Source organism: Enterobacter sp. C4G1 (assembly GCF_052886895.1).
In genome coordinates this window covers 1,708,068-1,724,805 of the sequence record NZ_JBQVVV010000001.1, presented here as the reverse complement: position 1 = coordinate 1,724,805, position 16,738 = coordinate 1,708,068, and the positions used below count along the sequence as shown (strand labels likewise).

Here is a 16,738-nt window from a genome sequence, read left to right as displayed (position 1 = left end):
CCAGAGCGCATCTGGCACGGGATAACACATTACGAGAACGCCGGAATGGTTAATGCGGTTCGGCGACCTTCCCCAGCGGGAAGATGTGTAAGAAGATCGGCTGCATCCAACAACCCTACATCAGAATTTACCCCCAGCTTCACCATGGCATTAAACTTATGCGCCCGAATCGTTTTAATATTGCGTTCAAGCTGGGTCGCGATTTCTGGGATGGAGTACCCAAAAGACATATAACGCAAAATCGCCCGCTCAGTCGGACTCAACATCCGGTTATGGCTCACGTACCAGTGATTGAGCATATTGTCATTCACACGCCCGGTTTCTTTGAGTAATGCCGAAAGTTCATCCAGCAGCTCAATCAGCGGAACCGCTTTGTTGATAATGCCGTGAAGACGGGATGGAAAAAGGTGGCTTACCAGCTTCGCCTCCATCTCACCAGATGCCAATACAATTCGCTGTATATCGTTGTGATTCAGTGCAAGCTCGCGCATACAGGAAAGACAATTCCGGCGTTCTTCGCGCGCATCTGAGAGTGAATAGATCACCGAGAAAAAGGAAGTCCTGGATAATGCGACTTTTAAACTGTCGGCACGTGTAAACAGATGCAGCTTATAATCACTGAGCGGTGGCATAGCGAAGAGATGCGTCAGCCCAATCGCACTCATTGTGCAATTTTCGATGAGGGCGATATGTCTTGTTGCAGTGGTCTTTTCCATTCCTCAAACTCCCCATAGGCTGACATTAGACTCAGCTCTCTCATTCCCTGTACACTGCTGATCCATGCGTACATATCTGCATTACTGCGCAATGACAACCGCCGCATGGCACTGTTTTTTTGAGCACTGATCGTTTTATTGCTCTTCTTGAGCAATGTAGCAATTTGATTAATTCCCCAACCTTTACCCAGCAGGCGCAGCACCTTACGTTCTGAGTGAGTTAGCGCGATAAGCGATTCACTCTTTTCACCGAACTCCTGGGAATCCGGCGTGAGTAACGTCTGGCTTATTCGCTCGGCACGTTCTCTACCGGCACGAATCGCACTAATCACGCCATCTATCGGTTCCATATCGGACAATAACGTTGTTTCAGGGCGCATGAGCAACTCAACCGCGCTTGCATAAAGAGGGCGAGAAACCAGGAATATCCAGTGAATCCCCCGGTATTGATTTAACAACCCATAATATTGCTCAAGGGTTCCGCGCGGGTTTCTGTAATCGCCAGAAATATCAGCAATAATAACGTCAGCCCTGCGTAACTGAAGCAACGTGAGTTCTTGTAACGAGCAGCAATAGTTCAGTTCATAGTCGGGAAAATGACGTGCCATTACCCCGCCCAGACCAGACTGCATTACGGGTATCTTGCTGATTACTACTCCGTGTTTACCATTCAATGGCAACATAGCTCCTCCGAATCCTTTCTTTTACTAAATAATGTTAAATGCATTCAGATAAATGTTGATTCATTCCTGAATGAAGGACGAGTTTTACTGACAAAAATTAAGATAAAGCTTGATGGTATAAGAATTACCCCAAACAAGTTTAATATCTCACAAATAGAAATTAATTTTAATTACACAACCGTTATAATATTGAAAATATAAAATTAGCAAAACTAAATATATATTTTTTATATTTCTGAATTAAACATTCAAACCACGAATGATCATTCACCAACGTCCCGGCGCATGACCTCTGCAACTCTTTGCACAAATCTTGATCTGACCCAGAGCAAGCGATCCCGCACTTTGTGCTAAAAGTAAACATTCCGGGCCATCAGGCAAGCAATCCTTCTTTTCTTCAGGGTAAACATGCAGGCAGATCAGTCAACGCAACGTGCCGTAACGCGGCTATGTATTCAGTGTGGGCTTTTTCTATTACAACACGGGGCGGAAAGTGCCCTGGTGGAAGAACTCTCTACTCGTCTTGGGCTGGCGTTAGGGATGGACAGCGTTGAAAGCTCCATCTCATCAAACGCCATTGTGCTGACCACCATTAAAAATGGTCAATGCTTAACCTCAACCCGCAAAAACCACGATCGCGGCATTAATATGCACGTCGTCACCGAGGTGCAGCACATTGTCATACTCGCAGAGCACAAGCTGCTGGATTTGAACGAGATAGAAAAACGATTCAACCAAATCAAACCGTTACGTTACCCTCGTTGGGTGGTTGTGCTGATGGTTGGCCTCTCCTGCGCCTGTTTTTGTAAACTCAACAATGGCGGCTGGGATGGTGCGGTCATAACCTTTTTCGCCAGCAGCATTGCCATGTATGTCAGACAGCTTCTGACACACCGGCAGTTGCACCCGCAAATTAACTTCTGCATCACGGCCTTTGTCGCGACAACCGTGTCAGGTTTGCTGCTGCGCCTGCCCACGTTCGCCAGCACGCCCACCATTGCGATGGCAGCCAGTGTATTGCTGCTGGTTCCGGGATTCCCGTTGATTAACGCTGTTGCCGATATGTTTAAAGGGCACATCAATACCGGCCTCGCGCGATGGGCGATCGCCAGTCTGCTGACCCTGGCAACCTGTATCGGCGTAGTGATGGCAATGACATTGTGGGGGTTACGGGGATGGGCGTGATTGATTTTCTGTTAGCACTGGTCCAGGACATGGTTCTGGCAGCTATTCCTGCCGTTGGTTTTGCCATGGTATTCAACGTGCCGCGCCGCGCGCTGCGCTGGTGCGCACTGCTGGGTGCTATCGGCCACGGTTCGCGTATGGTCATGATGACGTCAGGCTTTAACATCGAATGGTCGACCTTTATGGCCTCGATGTTAGTCGGCTGCATTGGCATTCAGTGGTCGCGCTGGTATCTGGCGCATCCAAAGGTCTTCACCGTGGCGGCAGTTATTCCCATGTTCCCCGGCATTTCAGCCTATACGGCGATGATTTCGGCGGTGAAAATCAGCCACTTCGGCTATAGCGAGCCGCAAATGATCCTGCTGCTCAGTAATTTCCTTAAAGCTTCTTCCATTGTTGGCGCGCTCTCCATCGGGCTGTCTATCCCCGGATTATGGCTGTATCGCAAGCGCCCACGCGTTTGATTTGTGTTCTCGCGCTGCCGTGGTGATAATCCCAACATTCCGTTTGGTGACGATAAGGAAATGAAGTGGCTAACCCTGGCAGCGAATTCCCCGACCACAATGAAGGCAGCCTGAAGGATAAAATTTTTCACAGCGCTATCGAGCTTTTTGCCGAGTATGGGCTGAACGGCGCCCGCATGGAGCAAATTGCGGAAAAGGCAGGCACCACAAAACGCATGGTGGTGTACCACTTCAAAAACAAAGAAAACCTCTATCTTCTGGCGCTGGAGCACGTTTATACGCAAATCCGCGCCAGTGAAAAACAGCTGAGCCTGGCCGGAATGCCGCCTGTTGAAGCGCTGGTGCATCTGGTTGAGTCCACCTTTGATTATCATGCCGACCACCCGGACTACATCCGTATTATCTGCATGGAAAACATGCAGCGCGGCCGCTTTATGCAGCAGTCGAGCTACCTGCGTCAGGTAAACCGCAGCGCGCTGGAACTTCTCGCCGGGATCCTGCAACGGGGAAAAGAAAAGCAGCTGTTCAATCAGACAGTCGACGCGCGCGATCTTCACCGTCTTATCAGCAGTTTTAGCTTCCACTACGTTGCCAACAGCTACACCTTTACGCTGCTGTTTGAAGATGGCGCAGACGAGCAGGCGCAACGCCAGCACTATCGTAAAATGGCGGTTCAGGTGGCGCTTCGCTATACTTGCCCATAAAATAGCTTGCAATTATATCGTACACTATCTATATTCAACTCATGAACGCGAAAATGAACGACGCCACCCCCGCGCTGCTGCTGGATAACCAGCTCTGTTTTGCCCTCTACTCGGCAAACCTGGCGCTTAATAAGCTGTACCGGCAACTACTGGCACCGCTTAACCTGACCTACCCGCAATACCTGGTGATGCTGGTGCTGTGGGAGCAGGATGACATTACGGTGTCGGAGATTGGCGAGCGTCTGTTTCTTGACTCAGCCACACTAACGCCTTTGCTGAAACGTCTGGAAAGCGCCGGGCTAATCAACCGCCATCGCTCCCGTAAAGATGAGCGTCAGGTTGTGGTCACCCTGAGCGACGCGGGAAGCAGCCTGCAACAGCAAGCTGTGGGTATTCCGCAGGCGGTAGGTTGTGCGGTGCAATGTGATACCGCCACCCTGGCAGGGCTTAAGCAACAGCTTGAACTTTTCCGCCAACAGCTACAGCGCGCGTAAGGCTATACTTTACGCGTATTTATTTACACATATATATCGCACGCTATTTAATAGTACATATAAATGCAAGATGAGGAACCTGCCATGTCTTTAGAAAAAGTTGTCTACACTGCCAAAGCAAAAGCAACCGGAGGCCGCGATGGCCGTGCAACCTCCTCCGACGGCGTACTGGATGTAAAACTGGGCGTGCCAAAAGAGATGGGCGGCATGGGTGGCGAAGTCACCAACCCGGAACAACTTTTCGCAGCCGGCTATTCTGCCTGCTTCCTGGGTGCGATGAAGTTCGTTGCTGCCCGCGATAAATTCTCCCTGCCGAAAGACGCGTTTATCGAAGGCGAAGTAGGTATTGGCCCGCTGCCAACCGGTTTTGGTATCGAAGCGAAACTCAACATTCACGTTGAAGGTATGGATGCAGCCGAAGCGAAAAAACTGGTCGATGCTGCACACATTGTTTGCCCGTACTCTAACGCCACTCGCGGCAATATCGACGTGACGTTGAATATCATCGCGTAATCCCGACCGATTCCCTCTCCCTGCCGGGAGAGGGTGACCTATACTTTCCCCCTCCATCCCCTCTTCCTCTCTGTGCTACCATAAGCCCATATCACGCCCGTAGTAATCAGTAGAGAAAGTGTTATGTCTTCCAGAATCCTGACCACCAGCATTGCGGGTATCGATGCATTTATGCACGATCCCCGTGGTGTACTGACCAACGCCGAAAACGGCACGCTCGCGGTATTCGCTGATAACGCACCGGCGTTTTATGCGATCACGCCTGAACGTCTGGCACAGTTGTTGGATCTCGAAGCTCGCCTGTCGCGCCCGGTGAGCGATGTGACGCTGGATACTCAGTTCTTTGAAGAGCCAGGAAGCGCCCCGGTCGCCGTGCCGATGGGGAAATTTGCCATGTACGGCGGATGGCAACCTGACGCCGACTTCCAGCGTCAGGCCGCGTTATGGGGGATTGCGCTCGCGCAAACAGTCACCCCCGAAGAGCTGGCGGCTTTCACCGCCTACTGGCAGGCAGAAGGCAAAGTGTTCCACCATGTTCAGTGGCAGCAAAAACTTGCGCGCAGCATTCAGATGAACCGCGCCAGTAACGGCGGTCAGCCAAAGCGCGATATCAACGCCTTTTCAGAACCAGACAAACAGATCCCCAATGGATTCCGAGGTGCTAAATGAAAAACGTCGGCGACCTGATGAAACGTCTGCAAAAAATGATGCCTGCCAACGTCAAACCCGCGTTTACGACAGGTGAAGAACTGCTGGCATGGCAGAAAGAGCAAGGAGAGATCCGCGCCGCCGCCCTCGCCCGCGAAAACCGGGCCATGAAAATGCAGCGCACGTTCAACCGCTCCGGCATCCGCCCGCTGCACCAGAACTGCTCGTTTGATAACTACAAAGTGGAGTCGCAGGGGCAGATGAGCGCCCTGGCCGCCGCACGCCAGTATGTAGACGAATTCGACGGTAACATCGCCAGCTTTATTTTTAGCGGTAAGCCCGGCACCGGGAAAAATCATCTTGCCGCTGCCATCTGTAACGAGCTACTGCTGCGCGGTAAATCGGTGCTGATTATCACCGTGGCCGATATCATGTCCGCCATGAAAGACACCTTCAGCAATCGCGAAACCAGCGAAGAACAGCTGCTTAACGACCTGAGTAACGTCGATTTACTGGTCATTGATGAGATTGGCGTTCAGACCGAATCCCGCTATGAAAAGGTGATCATCAACCAGATTGTCGACCGCCGTTCCTCATCAAAACGCCCAACCGGAATGCTGACTAACCACAATATCGACGAAATGACCCGTCTGCTGGGTGAACGCGTCATGGATCGTATGAAGCTCGGTAACAGCCTGTATGTCATCTTTGACTGGGATAGTTATCGCAGCCGCGTTACCGGCAAAGAGTATTAGGAAATTTCCAGGAAATACCGGCGCGACAAGAGGTATATACTGGCTCCACTTTCGGCCCAAAACGGGCTTTGTTCGAGTAAGCAATTATGAAAAAACACGTTCTTCTCAGCACAGTATTAGGCGCGCTGATGGTATCCGGCGTTGCTCAGGCCGCATCATGGCAAGATTCACTCTCCAGCGCCGCGAACGAGCTGACCAAAGAGAGCAGCAGCTCTCAGGGTGGCCTGTCCGCCTCTTCCCTCACCAGCCTGTTAGGTAGCAGCACTCAGAGCCTGAGCGCGGGCACCATGAACAACGCGGCAGGTATTCTGGAATATTGTGCAAAGCAAAAGCTGGCTTCCATGACCGACACCCAGAACATTAAAAACCAGGTACTTGGCAAACTGGGTCTGGATACGCAAGAACAGAAACAAGATACCAACTACATGGACGGTATTCAGGGCCTGCTGAATGCGCAAAACGGCCAACAGCTTAACCTGAGCACCCTCGGCAACTCTTCGCTGGCGAAAGAAGTGAAAACCAAAGCCTGCGATCTGGTGCTGAAGCAGGGTATGAATTTCATCTCCTGATCGACCCCATTTTCTGCCACAACACGCCGCGTTTAATACGTTAGTCTTATAACGCGGCGTCAAATGAGCGTTTTCACCACCTGCCACAGTCTCAGCGTCCGCCAGTCAGGATGCGACCGCCTTCAAAAAAATGGTTTTCTAAACCAAATCCTAACAACAGCACATTTTAGTGACACTAAAATTGCAGCTAAGCGACATCGCAATTACATTGTAATACCAAAAAATAACCAGTTAGCCAGCTAAGCGTCTGGCGTCATGAGGATATGCTGTTGTCAGAGTTAATGTCCCTAACCCTTTTTCTTGCCTCCGTGGGCGTTTACGCCTGGAAAGCCGGTCGCAACACCTGGTGGTTTATCGCCACGCTGGTGGTGCTTGGCATTTTTATTGTTCTCAACATTACCTTGTATGCGAGCGATTACTTTACAGGCGACGGCATTAATGACGCGGTGCTTTATACTCTGACGAACAGCCTGACCGGCGCAGGTGTTGGTAAGTACATACTTCCAGGCCTGGGCATCGTGGTATCGCTGGTTGCTATTTTCAGCGCGCTCGCCTGGGTACTGCGTCGTCGTCGGCATCTTCCCCACCATTTTGGCTACAGCCTGCTGGCGCTATTTCTGGCACTGGCCTCAGTGGATGCCAGCCCGGCCTTCCACCAAATCACCGAGCTGGTCAAATCCCAGTCGCGCGATGGTGATCCTGATTTTGCTGCGTACTACAAAGAGCCGTCGAAGAAAATCGCCAGCCCGAAGCTCAATCTGGTCTACATCTACGGTGAAAGCCTGGAGCGTACCTACTTTGATAATGACGCGTTCCCGAACCTGACTCCCGATCTTGGCCCGCTGAAAGACGAAGGCCTTGATTTCAGCCACACCATGCAGTTACCCGGCACCGATTACACCATCGCCGGTATGGTCGCTTCCCAGTGTGGTATTCCGCTATTTGCCCCGTTTGAAGGCAACGCGTCGGCGTCCATGTCGAGCTTCTTCCCGCAGAATATCTGTCTTGGCGATATCCTGAAAAACTCCGGCTACGAAAACTATTTTGTGCAGGGAGCTAACCTGCGCTTTGCCGGGAAAGACGTGTTCCTGAAATCACACGGTTTTGATCATCTTTACGGCGCAGAAGAGTTAAAAACCACGGTAGCCGACCCTGCCTATCGTAACGACTGGGGCTTCTACGACGACACCGTACTGGATGAAACCTGGAAGAAATTCGAAGAACTGTCCCGCTCAGGCCAGCGCTTCTCGCTGTTCGCCCTGACGGTGGACACACACCATCCTGACGGATTTGTGTCCCGCACCTGTCAGCGCAAAAGCTACAATATCAACGGTAAAAACAATAAGTCCTTTAGCGCCGTGACGTGCAGCCAGGAACATATCGCCGCGCTGGTCGAAAAAATTAAAGCCTCACCCTATTTTAAAAACACGGTGATTGTTGTCTCTTCTGACCATCTGGCGATGAAAAACAGCGCATGGGATGAGCTCAACAAACAGGACCGCAGCAATCTGTTCTTCATTCTGCGTGGCGACCAGCCGCAGCAGGATGTAATTGCCACCAAGCGTAACTCGATGGATAACGGCGCCACCGTGCTGGATATCCTGGGCGGTGATAACTTTATTGGTCTGGGTCGTAGCACCCTGTCAGGACAGTCGCTGTCGGAAGTGTTCCTCAACATGAAGGAAAAAATCCTCGCGTGGAAGCCTGATATCATTCGCCTGTGGAACTTCCCGAAAGAGATGAAAGACTTCACCATCGATCAGCAGAAAGGCATGATTGCCTTCTCGGGCAGCCATTTCCGCCTGCCGTTGCTGCTTCGCGTGTCGGATAACCGTGTAGAGCCGCTGCCGGAAAGTGAATACTCAGCGCCACTGCGTTACCAGCTGGCCGATTTCGCCCCGCGCGATAACTTCGTCTGGGTAGATCAATGCTACAAAATGGGTCAGCTCTGGTCGCAGCCGCTGTCGCTCTCAACCGACTGGTGCGTCTCCCAGGGGCAGCTTGGCGGGGAACAGATCGTTCAGCACGTCGATAAAGCCCAGTGGAAAGGTAAAACCGCCTTTAAAGATACGGTCATCGACACAACCCGCTACCAGCGCAACGTCGATATGCTGAAAATCGTCGATAACGATATTCGTTACAAAGCCGACAGCTTTATCTTTAACGTGGCCGGTGCGCCGGAAGAGGTGAAGCAGTTCAGCGGGATCTCGCGCCCTGAGTCCTGGGGCCGCTGGTCCAATGCCCAGCTGGGTGATGAAGTGAAAATCGAATACGCCCATCCGCTACCGGAAAAATTCGATCTGGTGATCACCGCGAAGGCATTTGGCCCTAACGCCAATCACCCGATCCCGGTGCGGGTAGGTGATGCCGTTCAGGCGCTGACGCTCAGCAATGATGTCACCACCACCACGCTGCATTTCGACAACCCGTCGCGCAGCAATACCCTGGTGATTGCGCCGCCAGACCCGCAGTCCACCAACGAAGGCAATATCCTTGGCCACTCGCCGCGTAAGCTGGGAATCGGGATGGTAGAAATTAAAATTGTAAGCAACGAAGGCTAATCACACTCCGCGCCCGGCATCCTGTCGGGCGCACAAACGACCATTCAAAATCCTATAAAATATTTATAAATTAGATTAAAGCTCTTTATATAAGGCAAATCTATTTATAAATATCCTGAAAGACCCCCTCTCCCTACACTGCGTAACTCATCAATTCACGACGAGAACTCACGCAACCCTATCATGTTAACTGGCTACAAATTCGAATCCATCCGGACATTACATACTGAACATGTCATTGCCTGGGAAATGTTGTCCACGGCAAAACCGCACGTCAATCTTGAGCACTACTTCAGAACGATGTCCTTTGCACAGCGTAAACAGCATTTTTTTGCGCAGCTTCGCCACGCCATGAGTTGCAACGCGCGGAGGAAATATTATCTGAACGCCACCTCCGAACTGCTGCTGGAAGAGGAGTTCTACACCCGCCTGATTCTGGAAACTCCGCGCCCGGAAAAACTGGCCATCGAAGTGACCGATCTTGAACAGATTGTGCAACTCAACCCGAAGGACACCCACACCCTGCGCCAGCGGATAGCATCCCTGCGGCAGTGGGGTGTTGAGGTGTGGGCGGACGACGTCTTTGAGGCCATTTTGCCGCAGCTGCTGACCTGCCAGTTTTTATTCTACGGCGTAAAAATCGACAAATTGGATTTCTGGTCCGGCAGGACGGAAACAGAACACTTCCTGCACCTGACGCAACGCTGTAAATCGCTGGCCAGCAAAGTGCTGATTGAAGGCATTGAAACCTTTGCCGACTTCGCGCTTGCCCGCGCCAGCGCGGCGGATTACGGCCAGGGTTACCTGTGGAATAAGTAAATGAACCTGTCTCACACCACACGCGCCGATTATCAAATCATCATTCTGAGCGACAACTATTTCCTGTGGCTCGGCCTTAAAGCACTCATTTCGACAATGATGGCTCCCCGACCAGATATTTTCTGGAGCAATGGCGTAAGCCCGGAAAGTATTCTGCGAATGCGCGAACAGGCCATGAAAAGTTCGCCCCATAAACACTGTCTGGTCTTTACCGAAGCGTCCCGCGTCAATGACATCCAAATCTACTTGCCTTCTGATCGGGTGAAAGTGATGCCGACCAACCTGTCCGTTTCGCAGCTGATCCTGCGCTTAAGCACTGAAAATTTCACCAACGCAAGCGTGCCCAATGCCACCCTGACCCGTTCTGAGCTGCGGGTTTGCACGCTGATCAGCAAAGGGATTAGCCTGGTGCGTATCGCGCAACTGCTGAATAAATCACCCAAAACCATCTACACCCATAAGCGTAATGCGATGACGAAATTCCACTGCCACACCCTGGCGGAGTTTCACCGCAAAATCTGCCTGCTGGAACAGCAGTCACTCTATTTTTAACGGATAAAGACCATGAAACTTGCCCCCGCACTGTTCTGCTGCGCCACGCTTTTGCTTCGGCCAGGGTGATGTCTGCAGATACCACCGCAACGGCGACCATGCACGTCACGCTCGAAGTCGTGAAATCCTGCACCATTAACGCCAGCGACCTGAATTTTTCGCGTCACCGTTCTGATGAAACCGCTGAAATTCAGGCCAGTACGCAACTCAACGTCACCTGCACCAACGGCACGCTGCCCGGCGGGAACAGCCTTTTCGCCTGGACTGAGCACTGGCGCCCACGCCAGTGGCAACCAGCGCCAGGTCTGTAACAACGCAGGACAGTGCCTGCGCTACGGGGTGGTCCCCGCGCAACCTCTGACCGGCACAGGGGAGTTCAGTGATGACGTGGTGGTAACGCTCACTTATTAATCTGAACAAAAACCAGCGTGGATCAATGTTATCGGTAACAAGTCAGTTAAAATAACAACCTGACCTGATGAACTGTGCGTTCAACACTCACCGTTTGTATTCCGTTCCCTCTGCCTGTTTTGCCATTATCTATGAAATACCTGCTTGCTGATGTCCTCGTCTATAACGACGAAGACGGATCGTTTTCTCTTATCGGTGCGCCAGAAGAAGAGCCTCAGATGCTCACCGGCACGGCGAACGCCATCATGAAACTGCTGGTTGCCCACCACGGTAATGTCATTGAGCGCGAAGGTTTTTTGCGCGATGTCTGGGACGAACGCGGTCTTCAGGGCTCGAATAATTCGCTCAACCAGTACATCAGCATTCTGCGCAAAATACTGGCAAGCTTTGTCCCCGATACCGGGTTTATCGTCACCGTGCCCAAAATGGGTTTTATGCTGAGTGCGGAAATTCCGGTCACCCCGCTACGCCGTGCCGAAACGCAGAGCCTGCCAGTTAAAACACCGCTTCGCTGGCGATACGAACTGCTGTTTTGCAGCGCGCTGACGCTCTGCGTACTGGCGCTGTGCATCTGGTCATTCGTGATAAAGCAAAATCAGGATCACGCGAAAATGCACCTGCTGACTCACATCGGGGAATGCCCGGTCTACACCTTTTCCCCGCTGGCAGATGTGTTTCAGAGCAAAGCCATTACGCTTGCAGAGCAGATCCAACGCGATGGCAATCTTCCCTGTCTGAAGAACTCCCTCTTTTACCTGCACATCCAAAATACGCTTTTCTATGGTCACGAAGGGCGGTTAGTACTTTCCCAATGCTCCCTGACGCAGGGTAAAGCCAGCGCCTGCCGCACGCTTTATTCTTACGAGGGGTAACCATGACGCGCAAAAAAATGGCGCTGATTATCGCCTTCAACCTGATCCTGGCCGTTGTGGCGCTACTCTGGTATCGCCACACCCCTCCGTTTTCCCTGGTCTGCCAGGGGAATCTGACCTTTTCCGACCTGCGCGTTACCAGCCTGTTCCGCTTTGAAGGCGGCGTTACCCTGCGTTTTCATCCCGACGGCACCGGGTATTTCACCCTCAACGGAGACGTCATCAATGACCAGCATCAGTGGCAGGTTTCCCGCCAGGAAACATTTAGCTGGCAGCAAATGCAAAACTCGGTCTACGAAATCACCATGCTGAAGATTGACAAGTTTGGTCATGACGAACTGCCGGCGGGCATTTTTGAGAAGTACATTGCAGGTTTAACGCTGGGCAAGAAACGGCTGATAACGCTGGAGCGCACGCCAGAAGATGCGATGGTGATCAGTAACTTCTACTCGCCACTGCTGATCTGCGCAGACTAAGCCGCGCAGAGCGGCAAAAAGAAAAAAACAGCGCCCAACCTACCCCCGGGCGCTGCATGGCAACTAGAAGGTAATCACCCCTTTTATAAGCTCGCGATTGTTAATCACATCGTTCTCATAATGTTCAGCAAGGGTGGCAAACGGATAACGGTGGGTCAGCATCATCTCGGCGGTCAGTTTGCCTTCAGCCATCAGCCGCCCCACTTTGGCAAAATCTTCCGGCGTGGCGTTACGGCTGCCCATCATGGTGGTTTCTTTCTTGTGGAACTCAGGGTCAGAAAACTGTAAGTCGCCTTTAAACAGGCCGACAAAAACAATGCTTCCACCGTGGCGGATCAGGTTCACGGTATTATTCATCGCGCGAGCGTTGCCCGTGGCATCAATGACTTTTTGCGCCAGCGAACCGCCAAACTGCGCACGCAGCACGGCATCAAAATCATCGGCGGACGGGTCAATAACCGGCACGCCCAGCCGGGCAATAACATGTTCCCGCCTTGCCGGGCTGGTATCTGCCACCACCACCTGGGCGCCATCGGCTTTGGCAATTGCCGCCGCGCCTAGGCCAATCGGCCCGGCACCGACCACCAGAACCTGCTCACCTGCGGCAATAGCGGCCCGACGCACCGCATGAGCACTGATGGCGTAAGGTTCAATCAGCGCCGCAGCCTGGGGATCAATACCTTCCGCAACCAGTAAATTATCAACCGGCACAGACAGGTACTCACTGAAGCCGCCATCCTGGTGGACGCCAATCACTGAAATCTTCTCGCAGCAGTTGGTACGCCCGCTGAGGCAGGCCGGACACTGCTGACAGGCAACGTAGGGAATAACCGCAACCTGCTGCCCGGGTTTAATTTTTTTAATATTTCCACCCAGTGCAATAACCTCACCACATATTTCATGACCCAGCACCCGAGGGTAGCTGAAAAAAGGTTGATTACCGCCCCAGGCATGTATATCCGTGCCACAAATGCCTACTGTTTTTATTTTAATTAATGCCTCGCCGTTGCCGGGCGCTGGAATTTCTCTTTCTTTCCAGATTAATTTTTTTGGCTCATGACAAATCAGCACATTCATTGTGGACATGGTTTTTCTCTCCCGTTTTTCTGTTGACTCAGATATCGATGAAAAATAAATGGCAGGAGAAACCGAAAACATAAATTGTGAAAAGCCACTCATAAAAATGTTTTAAATCGGGTTTTAATACCGAAAAAACGGAGGCCAGCATGAGTCGTTCACAAAATTTACGCCACAATGTGATTAACCAGGTGATTGACGATATGGCCCGCGGCCATATCCCCTCGCCGTTGCCATCCCAGAGCGCGCTGGCAGAAATGTACAACATCAGCCGCACCACGGTGCGCCACATCCTCAGCCATCTGCATGAATGCGGCGTGCTGACTCAGGTGGGCAGCGACTATGTCATTACCCGCAAACCCGATCATGACGATGGCTTTGCCTGCACCAGCCAGTCACTCAGCGAACAGACCCGGCTGTTTGAGCAAGCTTTTTTCACCATGATCAATCAGCGTCAGCTGCGGGCAGGCGAGACATTCTCGGAGTTACAACTGGCCAGAGCCGCAGGCGTCAGCCCGGTGGTAGTGAGAGAGTATCTTTTAAAATTCGGACGTTACAATCTCATCCAGAGTGAAAAACGCGGTCAGTGGAGCATGAAGCAGTTTGATCAGGCCTATGCAGAACAGCTGTTTGAGCTGCGGGAAATGCTCGAAACCCATGCCTTGCAGCACTTTCTCAATTTGCCCGATGATGACCCACGCTGGCTCGAAGCCAAAACCCTGCTGGAACGCCACCGGATGCTGCGCGACAGCATCGGCAGCAGTTTTCGCATGTTTTCCCAGCTCGACCGCGACTTTCACGCCCTGTTGCTTTCCGCTGCCGGTAATATCTTTTTCAATCAGTCGCTTGAGATAATTTCGGTGATCTTCCATTTCCACTATCAGTGGGACGAAAGCGATCTCAAACAGCGCAACATCATCGCGATAGATGAGCACATGACCATTCTCAGTGCCCTGATCTGCCGCAGCGACCTCGATGCCACCCTGGCGCTGTGTAACCATTTGAATTCAGCCAAACAATCGATGATTCGGTCGATCAACCAGAGCAGTGCCAGTGCGCATTAAGAACAGATTAAAAACAGCAAATGTCTATCAACCGCACGGTTTCATCAAATTTAAAACGCCGGGTAAATATCCATTACCTATGCTCACGAACAGTCGACTGAATTTAAAAACATTTCGTGAGCGGTGGTGAGGGTTATTTCACTACTGATTTTAAAAATCCATTTCGGGCAACAACAGATTGCCCGGACAATAAAAATATAACATTCAGGAGTCCGGCGTGGAAAAAAACAATATTACCCTGGATCCACGGTCGTCGTTTGATGCGGCCTCACCAAGCGATATTCCCGTCCCGCCAGAGGGAATGGTTCAGCGCAGTAGCAGAATAAAACGCATTCAGACAACCGCCATGTTCCTGTTATTTTTTGCGGCGGTCATAAATTATCTCGATCGCAGTTCGCTGTCGGTGGCGAATTTAACCATTCGTGATGAACTCGGGCTCAGCGCAACACAAATCGGCGTGCTGCTATCCGTTTTCTCGCTGGCCTATGGGATAGCCCAGTTGCCCTGCGGCCCTCTGCTGGATCGCAAAGGCCCGCGGATTATGCTCGGCCTCGGGATGTTCTTCTGGTCGCTGTTCCAGGCCTGTTCCGGCATGGTGCACAGCTTTACGCAGTTTGTGCTGGTGCGTATCGGGATGGGCATCGGTGAAGCGCCGATGAACCCGTGCGGCGTCAAGGTGATCAACGACTGGTTTAACATCAAAGAGCGTGGTCGCCCGATGGGCCTGTTCAATGCGGCATCCACTATTGGCGTGGCAATCAGCCCGCCTATCCTGGCGGCGATGATGCTGGTGATGGGCTGGCGTGGCATGTTTATCACCATCGGTGTGCTGGGCATCTTTCTCGCAATTGGCTGGTACATGCTCTACCGTAACCGTGAGCAAATCGATCTGACTGGCGTTGAGCAGGCTTACCTTAATGCCGGTAGTGTGAATACCCGCCGCGATCCGCTGAGTTTTGCCGAATGGCGCAGCCTGTTTCGCAATCGCACCATGTGGGGGATGATGCTGGGCTTCAGCGGCATCAACTACACCGCATGGCTGTATCTGGCCTGGCTGCCGGGCTACCTGCAAACCGCCTATAACCTGGATTTAAAAAGCACCGGCATTATGGCAGCCATCCCGTTCCTGTTTGGCGCAGCCGGAATGTTGATAAACGGTTTTGTCACCGACTGGCTGGTAAAAGGCGGTATGGCCCCCGTCAGGAGCCGTAAAATCTGTATCATCACCGGAATGCTGTGTTCGGCTGCTTTTACCTTTGTCGTGCCAAATGCCACAACCTCTATGGGAGCGGTACTGCTGATTGGTATGGCGCTGTTTTGTATCCACTTTGCCGGGACTTCCTGCTGGGGCCTTATCCACGTTGCCGTTGCGTCGCGCATGACGGCGTCCGTCGGAAGTATTCAGAACTTCGCGAGTTTTATCTGCGCGTCGTTCGCCCCTGTCGTGACCGGTTTTATCGTGGATACCACGCATTCATTCCGCCTTGCGCTGATCATCTGCGGATGCGTCACGGCCATCGGTGCGCTTGCTTACATCTTCCTTGTGCGCCAGCCCATTAGCGACCCGGGAAAAAGTTAAGCGCTGGCAAATCCCGCTATACTTGCCGCCATGAAAATGACATTCCGCCCTACCACAAAGAATGACGTTGCCTGCCTGCCCGCCATCGAGCGCGCGGCGGGCCAGCGTTTTCGTGATTACCCTGAACTCGCCTGGCTTGCCGACAGTGACGGTATTTCCGTTGAGCAGCATCTCGGTTTTGCCGAACGCGGCCTGAGCCTGCTGGCGCTGGCAGACGAGCAGCCTGTTGGCTTTCTCCTTGCACAAGAACATCCCTTGTCGCTGTTTATTGTGGAACTGTCGGTGCATCTGGCGTGGCAGGGAAAGGGAGTGGGTCGGCAGCTCATTGCCTGTGCAGGAGAACATGCCCGCACGCTGGGGCTGACGTCTCTGACATTGACGACATTTCGTGACGTGCCGTGGAATGCCCCGTTTTATGCACAGCTGGGGTTTGAAAGGGTGGATGCGTTAACGCCTGAACTGCGGCAGAAAAGAGAGGAAGAGGCCGCGCACGGTTTCGCGTATGACTCTCGCTGCGCGATGCGGCTGCCTCTTAGTTAATTATAACGAATCCCCGAACCGTAGGCCGGGTAAGGCGCAGCCGCCACCCGGCAAAA

At 52.2% G+C, this 16,738-nt stretch carries 19 protein-coding genes and 1 pseudogene; 17 read left to right on the top strand and 3 right to left on the bottom strand.

The annotated features are described in order from the left end of the window. Positions 1 to 29: 29 nt before the first annotated feature. On the bottom strand, positions 30 to 665 hold the full coding sequence (gene bglJ, locus ACT9TW_RS08320; RefSeq protein ID WP_182063520.1) for a DNA-binding transcriptional activator BglJ: 636 nt from the start codon (positions 663 to 665) through the stop codon (positions 30 to 32). Continuing rightward, complete coding sequence (locus tag ACT9TW_RS08315; RefSeq protein ID WP_182059481.1) at positions 662 to 1,399, bottom strand: LuxR C-terminal-related transcriptional regulator; 738 nt, start codon at positions 1,397 to 1,399, stop codon at positions 662 to 664. Before ACT9TW_RS08315 ends, bglJ begins: the two co-directional genes overlap by 4 nt. Before the next feature lie 408 nt (positions 1,400 to 1,807). Here ACT9TW_RS08315 and ACT9TW_RS08310 point away from each other — a divergent pair, with 408 nt between their 5' ends. The 14 genes and pseudogenes from ACT9TW_RS08310 (at position 1,808) to ACT9TW_RS08245 (ending at position 12,422) form a co-directional block, all read left to right on the top strand. Then, positions 1,808 to 2,584 (top strand): threonine/serine ThrE exporter family protein, encoded by a 777-nt coding sequence (locus ACT9TW_RS08310; RefSeq protein WP_446492106.1) that lies wholly within the window; start codon positions 1,808 to 1,810, stop codon positions 2,582 to 2,584. Beyond that, positions 2,575 to 3,048: a threonine/serine exporter gene (locus ACT9TW_RS08305; protein ID WP_182059479.1), complete on the top strand. Its 474-nt coding sequence runs from the start codon at positions 2,575 to 2,577 to the stop codon at positions 3,046 to 3,048. Before ACT9TW_RS08310 ends, ACT9TW_RS08305 begins: the two co-directional genes overlap by 10 nt. Positions 3,049 to 3,113: 65 nt before the next feature. Continuing rightward, positions 3,114 to 3,752 carry a TetR family transcriptional regulator gene (locus ACT9TW_RS08300; protein ID WP_182059478.1) on the top strand — a complete coding sequence of 213 codons (639 nt, stop codon included), beginning with the start codon at positions 3,114 to 3,116 and terminating at the stop codon, positions 3,750 to 3,752. Positions 3,753 to 3,793: 41 nt separating this feature from the next. Then, complete coding sequence (locus ACT9TW_RS08295) at positions 3,794 to 4,246, top strand: MarR family winged helix-turn-helix transcriptional regulator (RefSeq protein ID WP_315687810.1); 453 nt, start codon at positions 3,794 to 3,796, stop codon at positions 4,244 to 4,246. Between the two features lie 84 nt (positions 4,247 to 4,330). Then, positions 4,331 to 4,759: an organic hydroperoxide resistance protein gene (locus ACT9TW_RS08290; RefSeq protein WP_014068780.1), complete on the top strand. Its 429-nt coding sequence runs from the start codon at positions 4,331 to 4,333 to the stop codon at positions 4,757 to 4,759. Between the two features lie 123 nt (positions 4,760 to 4,882). After that, the gene (dnaT, locus tag ACT9TW_RS08285) at positions 4,883 to 5,428 is read left to right on the top strand and encodes a primosomal protein DnaT (RefSeq protein ID WP_446492105.1); all 546 of its coding nucleotides are present in this window, start codon (positions 4,883 to 4,885) and stop codon (positions 5,426 to 5,428) included. Then, a complete protein-coding gene (gene dnaC, locus ACT9TW_RS08280) occupies positions 5,425 to 6,162 on the top strand; it encodes a DNA replication protein DnaC (RefSeq protein WP_446492104.1) in 738 nt (245 codons plus the stop codon). The genes dnaT and dnaC overlap by 4 nt, the downstream gene beginning before the upstream one ends. Positions 6,163 to 6,248: 86 nt before the next feature. Then, on the top strand, positions 6,249 to 6,731 hold the full coding sequence (locus ACT9TW_RS08275; RefSeq protein WP_182059475.1) for a DUF2501 domain-containing protein: 483 nt from the start codon (positions 6,249 to 6,251) through the stop codon (positions 6,729 to 6,731). A 269-nt stretch (positions 6,732 to 7,000) separates the two neighbouring features. Next, positions 7,001 to 9,292 carry a phosphatidylglycerol--membrane-oligosaccharide glycerophosphotransferase gene (opgB, locus tag ACT9TW_RS08270; RefSeq protein WP_446492103.1) on the top strand — a complete coding sequence of 764 codons (2,292 nt, stop codon included), beginning with the start codon at positions 7,001 to 7,003 and terminating at the stop codon, positions 9,290 to 9,292. Between the two features lie 183 nt (positions 9,293 to 9,475). Beyond that, a complete protein-coding gene (locus ACT9TW_RS08265) occupies positions 9,476 to 10,111 on the top strand; it encodes an EAL domain-containing protein (protein WP_446492102.1) in 636 nt (211 codons plus the stop codon). After that, positions 10,112 to 10,663, top strand: a complete 552-nt coding sequence (locus ACT9TW_RS08260) for a helix-turn-helix transcriptional regulator (protein WP_446492101.1) — start codon at positions 10,112 to 10,114, stop codon at positions 10,661 to 10,663. It abuts the gene before it with no gap. Positions 10,664 to 10,675: 12 nt separating this feature from the next. Then, positions 10,676 to 11,074, top strand: a pseudogene (locus ACT9TW_RS08255) (spore coat protein U domain-containing protein). A gap of 131 nt (positions 11,075 to 11,205) precedes the next feature. Beyond that, on the top strand, positions 11,206 to 11,946 hold the full coding sequence (locus tag ACT9TW_RS08250; RefSeq protein ID WP_446492100.1) for a winged helix-turn-helix domain-containing protein: 741 nt from the start codon (positions 11,206 to 11,208) through the stop codon (positions 11,944 to 11,946). A 2-nt stretch (positions 11,947 to 11,948) separates the two neighbouring features. Beyond that, a complete protein-coding gene (locus ACT9TW_RS08245; RefSeq protein ID WP_446492099.1) occupies positions 11,949 to 12,422 on the top strand; it encodes a hypothetical protein in 474 nt (157 codons plus the stop codon). 63 nt (positions 12,423 to 12,485) lie between these two features. On the opposite strand, the gene ACT9TW_RS08240 is transcribed toward ACT9TW_RS08245, so the two are convergent. Beyond that, positions 12,486 to 13,508 (bottom strand): zinc-binding alcohol dehydrogenase family protein, encoded by a 1,023-nt coding sequence (locus ACT9TW_RS08240; protein ID WP_446492098.1) that lies wholly within the window; start codon positions 13,506 to 13,508, stop codon positions 12,486 to 12,488. A gap of 140 nt (positions 13,509 to 13,648) precedes the next feature. Between ACT9TW_RS08240 and ACT9TW_RS08235 the strand changes: the two genes are divergently transcribed. The 3 genes from ACT9TW_RS08235 to ACT9TW_RS08225 all read left to right on the top strand — a co-directional run bounded on the left by ACT9TW_RS08235 (position 13,649) and on the right by ACT9TW_RS08225 (position 16,682). Then, positions 13,649 to 14,563: a GntR family transcriptional regulator gene (locus tag ACT9TW_RS08235; RefSeq protein ID WP_446492097.1), complete on the top strand. Its 915-nt coding sequence runs from the start codon at positions 13,649 to 13,651 to the stop codon at positions 14,561 to 14,563. Between the two features lie 217 nt (positions 14,564 to 14,780). Further along, a complete protein-coding gene (locus ACT9TW_RS08230; RefSeq protein ID WP_315687799.1) occupies positions 14,781 to 16,142 on the top strand; it encodes an MFS transporter in 1,362 nt (453 codons plus the stop codon). A gap of 30 nt (positions 16,143 to 16,172) precedes the next feature. After that, on the top strand, positions 16,173 to 16,682 hold the full coding sequence (locus ACT9TW_RS08225) for a GNAT family N-acetyltransferase (protein WP_446492096.1): 510 nt from the start codon (positions 16,173 to 16,175) through the stop codon (positions 16,680 to 16,682). Positions 16,683 to 16,738 lie beyond the last annotated feature (56 nt).